General features: G+C 63.8%; 16 protein-coding genes and 1 riboswitch. Of the genes, 6 read left to right on the top strand and 10 right to left on the bottom strand.

Going from position 1 to position 17405, the window contains the following annotated elements:
• Positions 1-2: 2 nt before the first annotated feature.
• Positions 3-1049, top strand: coding sequence for a glycosyltransferase family 2 protein (locus tag AC1KVG_RS09940; RefSeq protein WP_481094290.1), 1047 nt, complete (start codon positions 3-5; stop codon positions 1047-1049).
• Entirely contained in the window at positions 1009-1437 is a 429-nt protein-coding gene (locus tag AC1KVG_RS09935) for a CBS domain-containing protein (protein WP_104549838.1), read from the top strand. Before AC1KVG_RS09940 ends, AC1KVG_RS09935 begins: the two co-directional genes overlap by 41 nt.
• A gap of 671 nt (positions 1438-2108) precedes the next feature.
• Here the strand turns inward: AC1KVG_RS09935 and AC1KVG_RS09930 are convergent.
• The 4 genes from AC1KVG_RS09930 to AC1KVG_RS09915 form a co-directional block, all read right to left on the bottom strand.
• Positions 2109-4073 (bottom strand): AsmA family protein, encoded by a 1965-nt coding sequence (locus tag AC1KVG_RS09930; protein WP_481094384.1) that lies wholly within the window; start codon positions 4071-4073, stop codon positions 2109-2111.
• A 67-nt stretch (positions 4074-4140) separates the two neighbouring features.
• Complete coding sequence (gene trhA, locus AC1KVG_RS09925; RefSeq protein ID WP_023904694.1) at positions 4141-4785, bottom strand: PAQR family membrane homeostasis protein TrhA; 645 nt, start codon at positions 4783-4785, stop codon at positions 4141-4143.
• Between the two features lie 75 nt (positions 4786-4860).
• On the bottom strand, positions 4861-6465 hold the full coding sequence (locus tag AC1KVG_RS09920) for a peptide chain release factor 3 (protein WP_115040646.1): 1605 nt from the start codon (positions 6463-6465) through the stop codon (positions 4861-4863).
• Between the two features lie 135 nt (positions 6466-6600).
• Positions 6601-7512 (bottom strand): M23 family metallopeptidase, encoded by a 912-nt coding sequence (locus AC1KVG_RS09915; RefSeq protein ID WP_481094289.1) that lies wholly within the window; start codon positions 7510-7512, stop codon positions 6601-6603.
• Positions 7513-7641: 129 nt separating this feature from the next.
• Positions 7642-7762, top strand: a riboswitch (SAM riboswitch).
• Between the two features lie 71 nt (positions 7763-7833).
• Between AC1KVG_RS09915 and metX the strand changes: the two genes are divergently transcribed.
• From metX to AC1KVG_RS09900, 3 genes are read left to right on the top strand one after another with little or no spacing between them, the layout of a single operon-like run.
• A complete protein-coding gene (gene metX / locus AC1KVG_RS09910; RefSeq protein WP_481094288.1) occupies positions 7834-8865 on the top strand; it encodes a homoserine O-succinyltransferase MetX in 1032 nt (343 codons plus the stop codon).
• Positions 8862-10079, top strand: a complete 1218-nt coding sequence (locus AC1KVG_RS09905; protein WP_481094287.1) for an O-succinylhomoserine (thiol)-lyase — start codon at positions 8862-8864, stop codon at positions 10077-10079. The genes metX and AC1KVG_RS09905 overlap by 4 nt, the downstream gene beginning before the upstream one ends.
• A complete protein-coding gene (locus AC1KVG_RS09900; RefSeq protein WP_481094286.1) occupies positions 10076-11164 on the top strand; it encodes a homoserine dehydrogenase family protein in 1089 nt (362 codons plus the stop codon). The genes AC1KVG_RS09905 and AC1KVG_RS09900 overlap by 4 nt, the downstream gene beginning before the upstream one ends.
• Positions 11165-11371: 207 nt before the next feature.
• On the opposite strand, the gene AC1KVG_RS09895 is transcribed toward AC1KVG_RS09900, so the two are convergent.
• Positions 11372-12367 (bottom strand): alpha/beta fold hydrolase, encoded by a 996-nt coding sequence (locus AC1KVG_RS09895; RefSeq protein ID WP_481094285.1) that lies wholly within the window; start codon positions 12365-12367, stop codon positions 11372-11374.
• 270 nt (positions 12368-12637) lie between these two features.
• On the bottom strand, positions 12638-14020 hold the full coding sequence (locus tag AC1KVG_RS09890) for an L-serine ammonia-lyase (RefSeq protein WP_023904687.1): 1383 nt from the start codon (positions 14018-14020) through the stop codon (positions 12638-12640).
• An 87-nt stretch (positions 14021-14107) separates the two neighbouring features.
• On the opposite strand from AC1KVG_RS09890, the gene AC1KVG_RS09885 reads away from it, so the two are divergent.
• Positions 14108-14341, top strand: coding sequence for a glutaredoxin family protein (locus AC1KVG_RS09885; RefSeq protein ID WP_481094284.1), 234 nt, complete (start codon positions 14108-14110; stop codon positions 14339-14341).
• Between the two features lie 508 nt (positions 14342-14849).
• On the opposite strand, the gene AC1KVG_RS09880 is transcribed toward AC1KVG_RS09885, so the two are convergent.
• The 4 genes from AC1KVG_RS09880 to AC1KVG_RS09865 form a co-directional block, all read right to left on the bottom strand.
• Positions 14850-15431, bottom strand: coding sequence for a cold shock domain-containing protein (locus AC1KVG_RS09880; RefSeq protein ID WP_481094283.1), 582 nt, complete (start codon positions 15429-15431; stop codon positions 14850-14852).
• A 132-nt stretch (positions 15432-15563) separates the two neighbouring features.
• Complete coding sequence (locus AC1KVG_RS09875; protein ID WP_481094282.1) at positions 15564-16133, bottom strand: YceI family protein; 570 nt, start codon at positions 16131-16133, stop codon at positions 15564-15566.
• Positions 16134-16143: 10 nt separating this feature from the next.
• On the bottom strand, positions 16144-16707 hold the full coding sequence (locus tag AC1KVG_RS09870) for a cytochrome b (RefSeq protein WP_481094281.1): 564 nt from the start codon (positions 16705-16707) through the stop codon (positions 16144-16146).
• 2 nt (positions 16708-16709) lie between these two features.
• Positions 16710-17366, bottom strand: a complete 657-nt coding sequence (locus AC1KVG_RS09865; protein ID WP_481094280.1) for a YceI family protein — start codon at positions 17364-17366, stop codon at positions 16710-16712.
• Positions 17367-17405 lie beyond the last annotated feature (39 nt).

The raw sequence follows: 17405 nt of genomic DNA, 5'->3' as shown, positions 1-17405 counted from the left end.
GCATGAGCGCGTTCGAAACAGCGCAACTGCCGGCTGCAGCAGATCGCCTCACGGTGGTAATTGCTGCCTACAACGAAGAAACCAGCATTCCTTTGCTGCATCCGCGTCTGTGCGCGGTGCTCGCGGGATTGAGCGGATTGCACACGCACGTGCTGTATGTCGACGATGGCAGCACCGATGGCACCTGGACTGTGTTGCAGGCACTTGCCGAGGCCGATGCGCAGGTGAGTGCGGTGCGGTTGTCGCGCAATTTCGGCAAGGAAGTGGCCATTTCTGCGGGGCTGGATCATGTGTTACCCGGCGCGGTGGTGCTGCTCGATGCCGATGGGCAGGACCCGCCGGAGTTGATCCCGGAGTTCGTTGCGCTGTGGCGCGCCGGTTACGACAACATCTTCGGCACGCGGATTTTTCGCGAGGGCGAGAGCTGGTTGAAGCGCAGTGCGGCGCATGCGTTCTATCGGGTGATCCGGCAGTTGTCGCGCACGCCGATTCCGGCCGATACGGGGGATTTCCGGTTGTTGTCGCCGCGTGTGGTGCAGGCCTTGCAGCAGCTGCGCGAGCGCCACCGTTTCATGAAAGGCCTGTTCGGCTGGGTCGGGTTTCGTCAGGTGGCATTGCCGTACCGGCGTGCGCCGCGGCTGTCGGGGCGCAGCAAGTTCACGGTGTGGCGGTTGTGGAATTTCGCGCTGGATGGCATCACCAGTTTTTCCACGGTGCCGTTGCGCGCGGCGACCTATCTCGGTTTGCTGACCGCACTGGTGGCGTTCCTGTTCGGTGGCTGGGTGGTGATCAAGGCGGCCTTGCTGGGCGACCCGGTGGCGGGTTGGCCGACCATGATGTCGGTGATCCTGTTTCTGGGCGGGATCCAGCTGATTGCGTTGGGCTTGATCGGTGAATACCTGGGCCGGCTGTATGACGAGGCCAAGCAGCGCCCGCTGTATCTGGTCGATACCCACTGCGGCGCGGTGGGAGTAGTCTGCGATCACCAGACCAAGCGCGGAGCGGGCCATGCAGACCGTACGACAGCTGTTGGGGACCAAACAGGTTGAGGTGTTTGCGGTTGCGGCCGACGCCGCAGTGATCGAGGCGATCCGCTTGATGGCCGAGAAGGGCATCGGTGCGGTGTTGGTGATGGACGGGCCGCGCCTGATTGGCATCGTCTCCGAGCGCGATTACGCGCGCAAAGTGGTATTGCGCGATCGGGCCTCATCGACCACCAGCGTTGCCGAGATCATGAGCAACGAAGTGGTGACAGTATCGCCATCGGACACGGTAGACCGTTGCATGCAATTGATGACCGATGGACGCTTCCGGCATCTGCCGGTGGTCGAAAACGGCCGCGTGCACGGGGTGATTTCCATCGGCGATCTGGTCAAGGCAGTGATCGAGAACCAGCAGCGCGATATCGATCAGTTGCAGCGTTATATCGCCAGCTAACGCCGCGCTGGCTGAAGCCTTGCAGCCAAGAGTGGCTACAAATTTACTGCGCCCACCGTTAGGTTGGTGCGGCCGACTTTTTGGTTAAACACGACCACATTGCGAGGTGCGATGTTCTCAGCGCTTGCGGTACCTTGTGGCGGCATGAATGCCTTTACGGAGCTCCATGGATGGATGCATCGGGTGTTCCGGAAGCGGTGAGAGCATCACGCCCGCAATCCGCTTGGTTTGGGAACATTTATCGGTTTGGGAGCATTCAAACTGCGCTGAAGCTCTCGTCCGGCTTGCTAGGGGAATGAACGGTGCGGATGGCTCGGTTTTAGAGCGGATGATCTGCGGCTTGGCTGCAGGGCCCTTGCCCGCCCACCCTCGCGGGACACGCCGCAAGTACGTCCGTGTAGGCTCTTACGCGGCATCCATGCCGCGTAAGGTCCCGCGACGGTGGGCAGGCAAGGACCAGTGGAGATGGTCGGTGTGCGGCGTGGTCGAATAGTGCACGCCGCGCGTGCGACCGATGATGGTGCGGTCTGATCAGCTCAGTTCGATTCGACCGACGTCACTGCTATTTCCGATACTTCACTCGTCAGCGAAGGCGAGTGCGGCGAAGATTCTGCCGCACTGCATACAGCGCTCGAGCTGTTTTGTTAGCCACTTCAAGTCGCGCAGTTGGGCTACTTTGCGAACTTGCCGCCGCAGTCGCTGTCCTTGCCGGGGCCCGGTTCGAAGGTCGCGAGCAATGCTGCGGGCGGGGCGATCATGCCCAGGCCGACGGCAAGCGCGCCGCGCAGTCCCAATGCTTTGAAGTCCGGCCGGAAGCTGGGGTCTTTGAAGGTGCCGCCGATTCGCAGCGGCGAGCGCAGGCTCAGGATACTGCGGTCCTTCGGACGTGGACGAAGCAGCAGATCCAGCGTTTCGTCTTTGAGGCTGATGCTGCCTTCGCCAATGATGATGGTGTCGGTGCTATCGAAGGCCAGGGCGCGCGATTGCATCAGGCCGTCTTGCACACCGAAGTCGCCGAAAATGCAGCGCACCGGAATCTGACGATCCTTGGTGAACAGATATTTGAGCGACTCGGCAATGTCCAGGCCAGCCAGCTCCATGATCAGATTGCCCACATGACCACGGCCCATGCCAACGCCGATCGTGCCATCGGCGGTGCCGAGCATCGCGGCGATCGAGTTGCCGCGACCACGCAGATCGAATTCGCCACCGATGGCGCCCGAGGCTTGTTTTGCGAGCGCGGTGTCGGGGAATAGCTGATCCAGCCGAATCCCGCGAAGGCCGGCCTTGAGTTGCGTGGTGATCACTTCGTTGCGCGCATCCATGCGGATGGTGGAGCGGATATCGCCGCCGGCAACGCCGAAGTTGAGCGGATCTAGTTGCAACAGGCCGTCCTTCAACGTCAGCGAGGCATCCATGTCGTCCAGCGGCCACGATGGTGCGTTGATGCGCTGTGCGCGCCAACGCACCTGCGCATCCATCGCGCGCAGTTTGGACAAGTCATAGGGCGTGCTGGGCAACACACGCGCACTGGCGGCAAGTTGTGCAGCCTGTTTTTTCTGTTCGTCATTTGCCGATTCATTCGTGCCGGTCTTCGGTGGCGCACCGATGAAGCCGGCCAGATCGTCGAAATCCAGACGTTTCGACGCCAGATCTGCGCGCAGGAACGGACGCTTGTTGCGTAGATCCACTTCGGCAGTGCCGGCAAGATCGCTGTCGCCAGCGGTGCCGGTAAACTTTTCGTAGCGCCAGATCTCGCCGTTGCGGCGCAGATGTCCGTCGAGTTTGTACGGCGGCGTCGACGGCATGGCCACGCCGGTCAAGGGATACAGGTCCTGCATGTCCTGCCCACTGAGCGCCATCTGCAGATCGAAGACCTGGAACTGGAAGGGATTCGTCAGCGTGCCGCGGACGTGCGTACGGGTGGCGCCAGCGCTGCCGCGTAGATCGATGCGGAAGGGATGCTCGCTCTGGCTCAGCTCCAGCGGCGACGCGGTGTCGCCCTTGAGCGTGAAGGGGTAGCCCTTCCAGCGGCCTTTGCCGTCGATGCCGATCGGCGCTGCACGCTGATCGCTGCTGGGCGGTGCGAGACTGTTGATCGCCACATCCACATCCGAGCGGTTGGCGGCATCGATATATTGCAGCCGCCCGTTATGGACCAGCAGGCGCCCAAGCCGTGGCAGCGTGCCGTCGCCATCGTCCTGATCGAACACCCAGTTGCCCGGATGCGTGTCGTCGCCCGCTTCCAGCAGTACTTTCGGGTGATCCAGGCGAATTTCCGGCAAGCGCACATTGCCGCGCAGCAATGGCCACAACTCGACATCGATCTCGGCCGAATTCAGTTCGGCCATCGGGCCGCGCTTGGACCACTGCGCATTGGCCAGGCTCAGTCGGTTGCCACGCACGGTGGTAGTGCGGCCCAGTTTCACATCCAGATAGCCCAGATGAAATTCGCGACCGGTCTTGGCACTGACCACGCGCTCGACCGGGCCACGTAGCCAGTTCCACTCGAACAGCAGCACGAAGATCACCACAAGCACGGCGGCGATGCCGAACCCGATCAACCAGCGTCGACGACGTGATGTGCGGGGAGGGGGCGTAGCAGAGGTGTTGGTCACAGTGTTCACGCGGGCCATGGTTGGCGATGCCTCGTGCACGGCGCGCGAACGCGCCATCAATCGTCCATCACAGCACCTGCGCAGATCACACCACTTGCGCGATCACCGCGACAAAGTGGCAAGCACTGCCGGCAAGCACGAACAGATGCCAGATCGCATGGAAATAGCGTTGGGTGTCGCGCTGATAGAAATACGTACCCAAGGTATAGAAGAGCCCGCCGGCCAGTAGCCAGCACAGCGACCAGGTATCGACCGAGCGTAACAGGGGCTGGATCGCGACCAGGATCAACCAGCCCATCGCCAGATACAGCACCGTGGACAGCAAGCGAAAGCGTCCGGTGAAAAACAGTTTGAAGATCACCCCGGCGGCGGCAATCGTCCAGATGGCGGCGAACAATCCCCAACCCCAGGAGTCGCGCAGATTGATCAGCGTAAACGGCGTATAGGTGCCGGCGATCAATAGATAGATCGCGCAGTGATCCAGTATCTGCAGCCGTGCTTTGGCACCGGGATGCGGTATGGCATGGAACAAGGTAGAGGCGACGTAGAGCAGCACCAGGGTGGCGCTGAAGACGATGGAAGTGGCCAGCTGCCAGCCGTCGCCATAAATGGCGGCCAGCGTGATCAGCACCGAACCGCCGGCCAATGCGGCAATTGCGCCCAGGCCGTGGGTCACGGCACTGGCTATCTCGTCGCGCAGGTCGGTCGAGGGGGAGGCGTCTGCGTTCATGCCAAAAATGTACCGTAACTGCGAGCAATTCGCATCGCCAGCAGTTGCATTTTCATGCGTCGGTTCAAGCAGCGGTCAATCGATCGCCTTGGCATGCGCATGCTCGCGCGTTGCGGAAAAGCGCACGTCTGGTGCGCGTTCCTGGGCCAGCTGCAGATTCACCCGGGTCGGTGCCAGATAGACCAGCTGGCCGGCCGCATCGATGCCCAGATTGCCGGCATTTTTCTCGCGGAACTCTTCCAGCTTCTTCGGGTTGTCGCAATGCACCCAGCGCGCGGTGGTGACGCCCACCGGTTCGAAGATCGCATCCACGCCGTACTCGTCCTTGAGCCGGTAGGCCACCACGTCGAACTGCAGCACGCCCACCGCACCAAGAATCAGGTCGTTGCTCATCAGCGGGCGGAAAAACTGCGTGGCGCCTTCTTCGGACAGCTGCGCCAGACCCTTTTGCAGCTGCTTGAGCTTGAGCGGGTCGCGCAGGCGCGCGCGGCGGAACAGCTCCGGTGCGAAGTTGGGGATGCCGGTAAACGACAGCGATTCGCCCTCGGTAAAGGTGTCGCCGATGGAGATGGTGCCGTGATTATGGATACCGATGACATCGCCCGGCCAGGCTTCGGCAGCGATCTCGCGATCGGAGGCCATAAAGGTCAGCGCGTTGGCCAGCTTCACATCCTTGCCGCTGCGCACGTGCAGCGTTTTCATGCCGGCGGTGAACTTGCCCGAGCACACGCGCATGAAGGCGACGCGGTCGCGATGCTGCGGGTCCATGTTGGCCTGGATCTTGAAGACGAAGCCGCTGAGCTTGGCTTCGGTGGCCTCGACGCGACGGCCGGTGGTGTCGCGTGCCTGCGGCGGCGGTGCGTGTTCGATGAAGAAATCGAGCAGCGGTTGCACGCCGAAGTTGTTGACGCCCGAACCGAAGAACACCGGGGTCTGCTTGCCAGCGCGATACGCCTGCAGATCGAATGGATTGCTGGCACCTTGCACCAGTTCGAGCTCGTCGCGCAGCTCGGCCAGCATCTGCGTGCCGATCTTTTCGACCAGACCAGGCGCATCCACCGACGGGAAGATGGTCGAATCCTGGCGGGTGAAGTTGCGGCCCTGTTCGTACAGGTGCACCTCGCCGGTGATCAGATGCACCACGCCCTTCAGGCGCTGGCCCATTCCGATCGGCCAGGTCACCGGCGCGCACTGGATGCCGAGCACGGTTTCGACTTCATCCAGCAGATCGATCGGGTTCTTGCCCTCGCGATCGAGCTTGTTGATGAAGGTCATGATCGGCGTGTCGCGCAGCCGGCAGACTTCCATCAATTTGATGGTGCGTTCTTCCACGCCCTTGGCCACGTCGATGACCATCAGCGCCGAGTCCACCGCGGTAAGCACCCGATAGGTGTCCTCGCCGAAGTCGGCGTGGCCGGGGGTGTCGAGCAGGTTGATCACCTTGCCCTCGTACGGGAACTGCATCACCGAGGAGGTCACCGAGATGCCGCGCTCCTTTTCCAGCGCCATCCAGTCCGAGGTGGCATGGCGGGCGGCCTTGCGGCCTTTCACCGAGCCGGCCATCTGGATCGCACCGCCGAACAGCAACAGCTTTTCGGTCAGCGTGGTCTTGCCCGCATCGGGGTGGGAAATGATGGCGAAGGTGCGGCGGCGCGCGGCTTCGTTGGAGACGTCGGACATGGGCTGAGCGCGCCCGGTCGGACGCCTGCGGAAACTGAGGAAGCCGGTGATTATAGCGGCTTCGCTCCGGCACGCCTTTCATGACCGGGTCGAGCCAGTTGGCTCTGGCGACGCCACCATCCTGGCGCCTGCGGGTCAGGGCGCCGGCGATGGAAACTGCAGCTCGCCTTGCGGGCCCATCATCCGGAACGGCAGTGAGATCAGCTGCATCCCGGCATTGTGCTGAAGCGCGAAATGCAGGTGCGGGGCGGTGCTGAAACCGGTGTTGCCCGCGCTGCCCAGCCGCTCGCCGGTAGCCACGACCTGGCCGGCGCGCACTGCCACGCCATCGGGAGCCAGGTGCGCGTACACCGCCATGCTGCCGTCGGCATGCAGCACCCGCACCAGGTTGCCGCCGCCGGCCGCCGGACCATGCGGGCCGTCTTCGGTGCTGTCGCGCTGCACCTGCATGACCACGCCCTCACGCGCTGCCAGCACCGGCGTGCCGTGCGGCAGCGCGAAGTCCACCGCATACCAGTTGGGCGCATCGGTATGGCTGAAGTGCCCACCGAAGCCCTGGTCTACCTGCACCGGCACATCGCGGAATGGGAGTTGGTAGCGTACGGGCTGGGCGCGTGCCTGTGGGGCGCCGGGCACGATGTCGAGCTTGAGTCCAAGCCCGCCCAGGGTGCGCTGGTTGCTGGCCGGATACAGCCGGGCGAGCAGGCGGCGTTCGTGCGCGGCCAGTTCTACCGTCAACGGTAACTGCGGCACGGCGCGGTAATCCTCGCTGGGCGGTGCGCTCAGTCGCACCTGCGCAGGTCCGGCCAGCGGGTTGCCGACCCAGGCCAAATAGACTGGCGCCTGCCATTCGAGCTGCAGCAGTGGGGCTGTGTCGCCGGCGTCGAGTACAGACGGGGTTGCCGAAGTTCCAGGCCCGGTTGCCGCCGCAGCGCCGGGCCAGTGCCAGCGCTGCTGGGCGCTGGCAGGTGCAGCGCAGGGCAGCATCAGGGTCATCGAGACCGATGCAAAGACGCGCAGGGCGGCGCGAGACACCTGGTGGGGCACGCGATTGGCTCGAACGGGAAAGACCTCAAGTATGCGGCCCATCACAGGGGGCAGTGGTATCGGATGAAAATATATCTTTCTATCCGCATGAAGAGATTGACATCGCAAAAAGGCGGTGGCATCTTAGCCTCACCATCGAGACCGGCGGAGGGACAGGCCCTTTGATGCCGGGGCAGCCAGCGGAGCGCGCAAGCGCCCGCGTTTGGTGCCAAATCCTGCGGGGACCTGCGCGTCCGCCGAAAGATGGTTCGATTTGTGCCTCGTGCACGTCGAACGCGAGCTCCCGCGAAGCTCGATGGCCGATCCACCCCGGATATCGCCATGAGCCTCGTGAATACAGCATCGCCTTCTACTACCGACTACGCCTATACGCCCGCCGCCACCGACGACGGCTCGATTGCCGTGCGCGGCGATCTTGTCATCGCGCTGCCGATGCGGCATGCCGGCATGCGCGAGCTGCGGTTGCGCTATGAGCTGGTTGGCGCGGCCAATGCGCCGGTGGTGTTCGTGGCGGGCGGAATTTCTGCGCACCGCCATCTGGCCGCCAGTGCGCTGTTTCCCGAGAAAGGCTGGGTGGATGGCCTGGTTGGCACGGGCCGCGCGCTGGATCCGGCATCGCGCCGGCTGTTGGCATTCGATTTTCTCGGTGCCGACGGCACGCTGGATGCGCCGATCGATACCGCCGACCAGGCCGATGCGATCGCCGCGCTGCTGGATGCATTGGGCATCGCGCGCCTGCACGGTTTTGTCGGTTATTCGTATGGCGCTTTGGTCGGTCTGCAATTCGCCACCCGCCATGCCGCCCGTGTCGGCACGTTGGTGGCAGTGAGCGGTGCGCATCGCGCGCATCCGTATGCCGCAGCGTGGCGCGCACTGCAGCGCCGCGCGGTGGCGCTAGGCCAGCTGCAATGCGCAGAACATCATGGGCTGGCGCTGGCACGGCAGTTCGCCATGCTCAGCTACCGCACGCCGGAAGAATTCAGCGAACGCTTCGACGCGCCGCCGGAAGTGATCAATGGCCGCGTGCGCGTGGCGGCCGAAGACTATCTGGACGCCGCTGGCGCGCAATACGTGGCGCGCACGCCGGTAAACGCGTATTTGCGGTTGTCCGAATCCATCGACCTGCATCGTATCGACCCCGCGCAAGTGCGTGTGCCCACCGTTGTCGTTGCGGTGGAGGGCGACCGCCTGGTGCCGCTGGCCGACCTGGTCACGCTGGTCGAAGGCTTGGGCCAGCGCGGCAGTCTGCGCGTGCTGCGCTCGCCGTATGGCCACGACGCCTTCTTGAAAGAAATCGATCGCATCGACGCGATCCTCACCACTGCCCTTCGCATCACCGGAGAAACCGCATGAGCTTTCGTGACCCCACCGACGCCCCTTGTACCGCTGCCACTGCCGCTGTCCGCGCCGGTATCGATCGCGACACTGCCTATGGCGCGGTAACGCCGCCGATCGTGCTGTCGTCGAACTTCTCCTTCGATGGTTTTGGCAACAAGCGCCAGTACGACTACACGCGCAGCGGCAATCCCACCCGCGATCTGCTCGGCGAAGCGCTGGCCGAACTGGAAGGTGGCGCCGGCGGGGTGATCACCTCCACCGGCATGGGCGCGATCAATCTGGTGCTCAATGCGCTGCTGCAGCCGGGCGATACGCTGGTGGTGCCGCACGATGCCTACGGCGGCAGCTGGCGCCTGTTCAATGCGCTGGCCAAGAAAGGCCACTTTGCGCTGATCACCGCCGACCTCACCGACCCGCGTTCGCTGGCCGATGCACTGGCGCATTCGCCCAAGCTGGTGCTGATCGAAACCCCTTCCAATCCGCTGCTGCGCATCACCGATCTGCGCTTCGTCATTGAGGCAGCGAAGAAGGTTGGCGCGTTGACGGTGGTGGACAACACCTTCCTGTCGCCGGCACTGCAGAAGCCGCTGGAGTTCGGTGCGGATCTGGTGCTGCATTCCACCACCAAGTACATCAACGGCCACAGCGATGTGGTGGGTGGTGCAGTGGTGGCGCGCGACGCGGAGCTGCATCAGCAGCTGGTGTGGTGGGCCAATGCACTGGGACTGACCGGTTCGCCGTTCGATGCCTTCCTCACCTTGCGCGGTTTGCGCACGCTGGATGCGCGTCTGCGCGTGCATCAGGAAAATGCCGACGCCATCGCTGCATTGCTAGATGGGCATGCGGTGGTCAATCAGGTGTATTTCCCCGGCTTGGCGACGCATCCGGGGCATGCCCTGGCGGCGCGCCAGCAGAAGGGCTTCGGCGCGATGATGAGCTTCGAGCTGGAAGGTGGCGAAGCGGCAGTGCGCGCGTTTGTCGATGGCTTGCGCTACTTCACGCTGGCCGAGTCGTTGGGCGGTGTGGAAAGCCTGATTGCGCATCCGGCATCGATGACGCATGCGGCGATGACGGCTGAGGCACGTGCTGCCGCAGGCATTTCCGATGGGTTGTTGCGGTTGTCGATCGGTATCGAGTCTGCAGAAGATCTGTTGATCGATCTACGCGCCGGCCTGGCACGTGCCGAAGCGACGCTGACCACCGCAAGCCGCAAACAGGTCGACGCGTGAGCACTGTGCTACCTGCTTCGCGTCGCGCTTCAGCGGCCGCGGTGACACCGACGCCACGTCTGGCCTTGCTGGGCACCGGCACCGTGGGGCGCGCGTTCGTGACGCGCTATACCGCGCTGCAGGAACGTCAATTGCGCCTGCCGCGCTTCGATTGGCTGGCCAATTCGCGCATTGCCCACGACTGCGGCACCAGTGCGGAACAGGCATTGCGGCAGGCCAATGCAGCGCCGCGCGGCCAGGCGGTGTTGCAGCCGTGGGCGGAAACCACTGCGCTGCGTGCCGGCGATGTGCTGGTGGACGCCACTGCCAGCGACGTGGTGGCCGATTGGCATGTGGAATGGTTGCTGCGTGGTGTGCATGTGGTCACCGCCAACAAGTTGGGCCAGGGCACCGCGTTGTCGCGTGCGCAGGCGCTGCACGCGGCGCGTCACGCTAGTGGTGCGCATTATGGCGATAGCGCGACGGTGGGCGCGGGATTGCCAGTGTTGAGTAGCGTGCGCGCGCTGGTGGCGGGCGGCGACCATATCCATTCGATCGAAGGCGTATTGTCCGGATCGCTGGCGTGGCTGTTTGATCGCTATGACGGCAGCGGCGCGTTTTCCGATTGCGTGCGCGAGGCGATGGCGGCCGGTTACACCGAGCCGGATCCGCGTATCGATCTGTCCGGCGAGGATGTGCGGCGCAAGTTGCTGATCCTGGCGCGTGCGGCGGGCTGGCAGCTGGAAGCCGAGCAGGTGCATGTGGAATCGCTGGTGCCCGCAAGCATTGCGCGGCTGCCGCTTGACGCCTTGGATGCGCAGCTGGGCGCGCTGGACGAGGTGGTGGGCGCGCGTTGGCAGCAGGCGCGTGCCGCAGGGCGTTGCCTGCGTTTCGTGGGGCGTGTGGATGCGCATGGCGCCAGCGTCGGCCTGCGCGAATTGGCGTTGGATCACCCGCTGGCCGGTGGTGCCGGCACCGATAACCGCGTTGCGATCAGCAGCGATCGCTATCGCGAGCAGCCGTTGTTGATCCAGGGCCCGGGCGCGGGTGCGGAAGTGACTGCGGCGGCGTTGCTGGATGATGTGCTGCGGATTGTGGCGGGTTGATCGAGTGATTGTCGTTGTTTGAAGCATCGCACAGGCCAAGCCTCTGGCTTGATCAGGTTGCAGCAGGCCAACTGCCTGGCAATCGTGTGCTGAGAGACGCGGCATCAGATACGCATCTGACGCGCATCCAGCCGCAGCTCGCATGTCAGCGAGCTGCGGCTTTCAGATCAGCGTAGGTCAGGTGACACCGTGCGACCGGCCCGCCGCTTACTGCGCAATCGCCTTCAATAACGCAGCATTGAAGCGCTTCGGGTCCTGCACCTGCGGCGAATGTCCGAGGTCGGCGAACTCGATCAGCTTCGCATTCGGAATCGTCTCGGCCGCACGTTTCCCCAGCTTGGTGTAATCGCCGACGCGTGCCTTGACCTCGGGGGGGGCGGTGTCCTTGCCGATCGCGGTGCGGTCCTTGAGGCCGATGAACAGCGTGGTCGGCACGGCGAGTTTGGGCAGTTCGTAGACCACCGGTTGGTTGAACACCATGTCGTAGGTCAGCGCCTGATTCCAGGCAACGGCCTGCTTGCCGTTGCCCAGCGACATGCCGGCCTGCATGCGCGCCCAGCGTTCGAACTCGGGCTTCCACTGGCCGGCGTAATAGACCTCCATCTGATACTTTTTGATGCGCTCGAAACTGATCTTCAGTTCGTTGTCGTACCAGGCATCGACGCTACGCCACGGGATGCCTTCGGCCTTCCAGTCTTCCAGGCCGATCGGGTCGACCAATGCCAACTGCTCGGTGGCCTTCGGATACATCAGCGCATAGCGGATGGCGAGCATGCCGCCCATCGAATGACCGACCACCACGGCACGTTCGATGCCCAACTTTTTCAGCAGCGCCTGTGTGTTGTCGGCCAGCTGCGCGAAAGAAAATTGATAAGCCGCCGGCTTGCTGGATTTGCAAAAACCCACCTGGTCCGGCGCGATAACGCGGTAGCCGGCGGTGCTCAACGCGGCAATGGTCTGCTCCCAGGTGGCAGCGCAGAAGTTCTTGCCATGCAGCAGCACGGCGGTGCGTCCGTTGGGCTTGCCGGTGGGTGCGACATCTAGGTACGCCATTTCCAGCGGCTGCTGTTGCGAAGTGAGCGCGAAGGTCTTGACCGGATACGGGTAGTCGAAGCCTTCCAGGCGCGGGCCATAGCTGGTTTCCTGCGCCATCAATGGGCCGCAGGCCAGGGCCAGGGCGAGAGTGCAGACAAGCTGTCGCATCGCGATCTCCGTGGGAATTCAGCCTTCGACAGTACACACGTGCATGTGGTGATCGCGTTCAACGTGGCAACCCGCGTGCGGGAACGCCTGCTGTGTCGGATCAGTTCGCTGCGTTTGATGTCTGTTGCGATGCGCCAGGCGCGCGGGGTGGCCGCGAATCTCTTATTGCAGCCGATGAGGCATGGCAGCTAGCGCCTCATCACACTCAGGCGTGCTTTCACGATCGCGCGCAGTTGCCTGCCAATGCAGCCGAGCAGGACCCGCCATCGCTCAGCATTCGATGACGTTGACCGCCAGGCCGCCGCGGCTGGTTTCCTTGTACTTGTCCTGCATGTCGCGGCCGGTGTCGCGCATGGTCTTGATGACCTTGTCCAGCGAGACCTTGTGCTTGCCGTCGCCGCGCATGGCCATGCGGCTGGCATTGATCGCCTTCACCGCGCCCATCGCATTACGTTCGATGCACGGGATCTGCACCAGGCCGCCGATCGGATCGCAGGTCAGGCCGAGGTTGTGTTCCATGCCGATTTCCGCGGCGTTTTCGATCTGCCCCGGGTTGCCGCCGAGCGCGGCGACCAGACCGCCAGCGGCCATCGAACACGCCACGCCCACTTCGCCCTGGCAACCGACTTCGGCGCCGGAAATGGAGGCGTTTTCCTTGTAGAGAATGCCGATGGCCGCAGCGGTGAGCAGGAAGTCGAAGATGCGCTGCTCGGATGCGCCGGGGCAGAAGCGATCGAAGTAATGCAGCACCGAGGGAATGATGCCGGCCGCACCGTTGGTGGGTGCGGTAACGACGCGGCCGCCAGCAGCATTTTCTTCGTTGACCGCAAGCGCGTACAGATTGACCCAGTCCAGCGTGGTCAACGGATCGCGCATCGCTGCTTCCGGTTTGGACGACAGTTCGCGATACAGGGCCGGTGCGCGACGCGAGACGTTCAGGCCACCCGGTAGCGTGCCTTCCTGGCGAATGCCGCGTTCCACGCACGACTGCATCGCCGCCCACAGTTCGCGCAGGCCGGCGCGAATTTCGTCTTCGCTACGCCAGCTCTTTTCGTTTTCGAACATCAGTGCTGCGATGCTCAGACCGCTGCGTGCGCATTGCGCGAGCAGTTCGTCGCCACTGAGGAACGGGTAGGGCAGTGGCGTCTCGTCGGCCACGATACGGTCGTCGGCGGCATCGTCCTGGTTGACCACAAAACCGCCACCGACCGAGTAGTAATCGCGGGTGGCGATCACGGCGTCATTGGCGTCGTAGGCGGTGAAACGCATGCCATTGGTGTGGTACGGGAGCTTCTGCCGTTTGTTCATCGGCAGGTCGCGTTTTTCGTCGAAGGCGATGGTGTGCTGGCCCATCAAATTGATGCGCTTGCTGGCGCGGATGCGCTCGAGCGTGGCGGGGATGATGTCCGGGTCGATCAGGTTGGGGCGGTTACCTTCCAGGCCGAGTAGCACGGCCTTGTCGGTGCCATGGCCGCGGCCGGTCAGGGCCAGCGAGCCGAAGACCTCGGCGCGGATGCGCACCACGTCCTGCAGGCGTCCGGCGTCGAGCAACCAGCGATGCACGAAGCGTTCGGCCGCGCGCATCGGCCCCACGGTATGGGAGGAACTCGGACCGATGCCGATCTTGAACAGGTCGAACGTGCTGACAGCCATGCTTGCCGGAGAGGTGAGCGTAAAGGCGGCTATTCTAGTCTTTCGGCGATTGCGGCACGGCTGCAGCGCAGCATTGAGAGCTTTGCGATGGCTTTGATCCTGTACCAACGCGACGATTGCCACCTGTGCGACCAGGCCGTGGCGGTGCTGGCGCAGACGCGCGCGGGCGAATTCAGCAGCGTGTTCATCGATGGCGATGCGGCGCTTGAGTCTGCTTACGGCGAGCGCGTGCCGGTGCTGCGCGATGCGGTTGGGCGCGAGTTGGGGTGGCCGTTCGATAGCCGGCGTTTGCTGGAGTGGTTGAATTCCGGCACGCGCTGATGTGGCGCTCGTGGACCCGGTACGCGCCAGATTTTGGATTTAGAGCGGCTTAAAACGACTTCACGCCGGTCTGGTGCGGAGCGGATGATCTGGGCCTTCGCTGCAGGGCGGCCGATCTGCGGGTTTGCTGCAGGGCCCTTGCCCGCCCACCGTCGCGGGACACGCCGCAAGTACGTCCGTGTAGGCTCTTACGCGGCATCTATGCCGCGTAAGGTCCCGCGACGGTGGGCGGGCAAGGACCAGTCGAGATGGTCGGTGTGCATGCTTTTGAACAAAGCAACCGAACAACTTTCTGGTGCGGTGTCCTTGCCGCTTGCGGGACCGTGTGGCGGCATGGATGCCGCCACCGAGCCTACATGGACGTACTTGCGGCGTGTCCCGCGAGCGGTGAGGGCACCGCGCGCTCGACCAACTCAGCGTTTGACCCGGGCGTTTGACTGCATGTAACAAGATGCGGCTAACAAAATATTCTTGTCGGCCGCCCGTTCAAGGTGTCAGCCGCTTTGATTCAACGGCACCATTGCTGCTCGCAGGGCACGCCATCGTGGTCGCCGTCCATTTCGGTATTTGGGCAATGCTGCAACACGTAAGTGGCATCGTCGCAGGAGGTCATCTGCGAGCAGTGCGTGCGTCCGCCACAGCTGTATTGCGCGGTGGGCGCAGACGCAGGAGTTGCTACGGGCCGCGTTGGCGACGACATTTGCTCTAGTGCCGGTGCCGGGGTGAATACATCGATCAAGTAATCGCGCTGCTGATAGGCGAACGCCCCGCCACCGAGCACCAGCATCATGAGCAAGACCTTTCCAAGCCCGATCTGTCTTTTTGCCGGCGCCATGCGTGCCGTGTTGCGTCGCACAGGCGCGTCATGCTTGGGCGCACGCGCTCCGGCGCGCATCACGCGCACCGCTTGCTGTCGCCCATCCTTGCCTGGTTCGATCTCGAAGGAAATCAGCTCGCCGATACGCGGCGCATCTGCGCTTCTGGGAAACGCGGAAATATGCACGAACACCTCATCGCCCGGCTGAGCCGGGGTAATGAAGCCGAAGCCGCGATCGGGATTCCAGCGGGTCAACGTTCCGTGTGTGCGCATCGTCGGCGTCCTTTGGATGAGTGCCGGGTCTAACTGTCGCGCGGTGTCATCCAATCGCCAGACACAAAAAAACGGCGGACCCGACGAGGTAGTCCGCCGTTTAGTGGCCGCGTCCGGTTGCGGCCGGTGGCGTTACTTCGCCTTGAACACGACCTTGGTGCTGATCGCGGTTTCGTTGGGGATGGTCTTGGTGTCGGCCCAGTCGCCGCCGCCCACGCCGAAGTCCAGGCGCTTCACCACTGCCTTGCCGGCCAGCACCGGCTGTGCGCCGGGTGTCCAGGTGAAGGTCAGCGTGACCGGCTTGCTGATGCCGCGCAATTCCAGCGTGCCGTCGGCGGCGTACTGGTTGCCGCCGATTGCGCGGAACTTGTCGGCGCGGTAGCGCGCGGTGGCGAACTTGGCCACGTTGAAGAAGTCCGGCCCCTGCAGGGTCGAATCACGGTCGCCATTGCCGCTGACGGCACCTGCCAGCGGGATGCGCACGTCGAGCTTGGCACCGGCCAGATTGGCCGGATCGAAACTCAGCGTGGTGTCGAACCCGGGGAACTTGCCGGTGAAGACTTCGCCGTCGTACTTGCTGGCAAACACCAGCGACGAGCCGGGTGCCTGCACGTAATCGGCAGCGAGGACCGGGGCGGCAGCGAACGTGGCCACCAATGAGGCGGCGACCAGCAGGGGAGAGGCGAACAACCTGGACGACATGGGGAATCCTTTAGGTTTTGGAAGAGAGCCAACCGCGCGGCAACATCCGCACCAAGGTGGCGTCACGCTGGAACAGGTGGTGGTAGAGCGCAGCGCCGGCATGCGCCAGCACCACCGCAATCAACAACCAGAAGCCCCACTCGTGGATGAAATGCGCAATCACGCGCAGTTGTTCGTCCGGCGGGCTGAGCTTGGGGACGGCAAACAAGCCGAACCAACGGAACGGGCGCAGGCCGCTGGTGGAGTCGTACAGCCAGCCCGACAACGGCATGGCGAAGATCATGGCGTACAGCAGCCAGTGCGTGAGCCCGGCGATGCGTTCCTGCCAGCGCGGGGTACCGCTTACCGGCGGCGGTGCGCCTGCATAGATGCGCCAGCCCAGCCGCACGATCACCAATGCCAGCACGGTCAGACCCACCGACTTGTGCGCGGTGTAGACCCAGAAATATTTCGGGGTCTTGGGCAGGTTGCCCATGATCAGGCCAACCACGCCCAACGCCAGAATCAGCAGTGCGATCAGCCAATGCAGGGTCTGGCTGACACCGCCCCAACGTTCGATGTTCTTCAGGCTCATGCTCAGGATTCCGGGCTGGTGGCAGCGTCAGGGGCGGCGGGTATGTTCTGCGGTTGCGGTGCGTCGTCTTCGGCACGGCCTTCGCGCACGGCTTCCGCTTCGATGCGCAGTTCCACCGAGTCGCCGATCATCGACTTCCACGCGTCGATTCCGAACTCGGCACGGCTCAGCGTGGCGGTGGCCGAGAAACCGGCAGTGCGCCGGAACGGCGGCAGCGGATGGCGTTTGAGCGCGTTGAGGGTGACGTCCAGGGTGACCGGGCGGGTGACGCCGTGCAGGGTCAGGTTTCCGCTGACCTTGGCGTGGTCTTCGCCGCTGGCTTCGACGTGCGTGGAGACGAAATGCGCGTCGGGAAACCGCTCGGCGTCGAGCAGGTTGCGCGCCAGCGTGGCCTCGTTCCACTTGGCATCGCCCAGGTCGGCGCGGTGCAGCGGCACGTTGACATCCAGCCGTGCGGAGGCCCAGTCGTCCGGGTCGAACACCAGCGTGCCGCTACTTCCGGAAACGGTGCCCAACGCCTTGGAAAACCCGGCATGTTCGACTGCGAACAGCACCCGCGTGTGCACCGGATCCAGCGCGTAACGCACCGGCGCGGCGGTTGCGGCAAGGCTGGTCGCGACCAGGGCGGGAAGCAGCAACAGGCGGGCGAGGATTGTCATGGGCGGATTCTAGGCATTCCCGCTGCGCTCCGCTTGGCT

The organism is Xanthomonas sp. NCPPB 3959, from assembly GCF_056675575.1.
The sequence above is the reverse complement of the archived record's forward strand: the minus strand, read 5'-3'. Positions and strand labels throughout refer to the sequence as shown.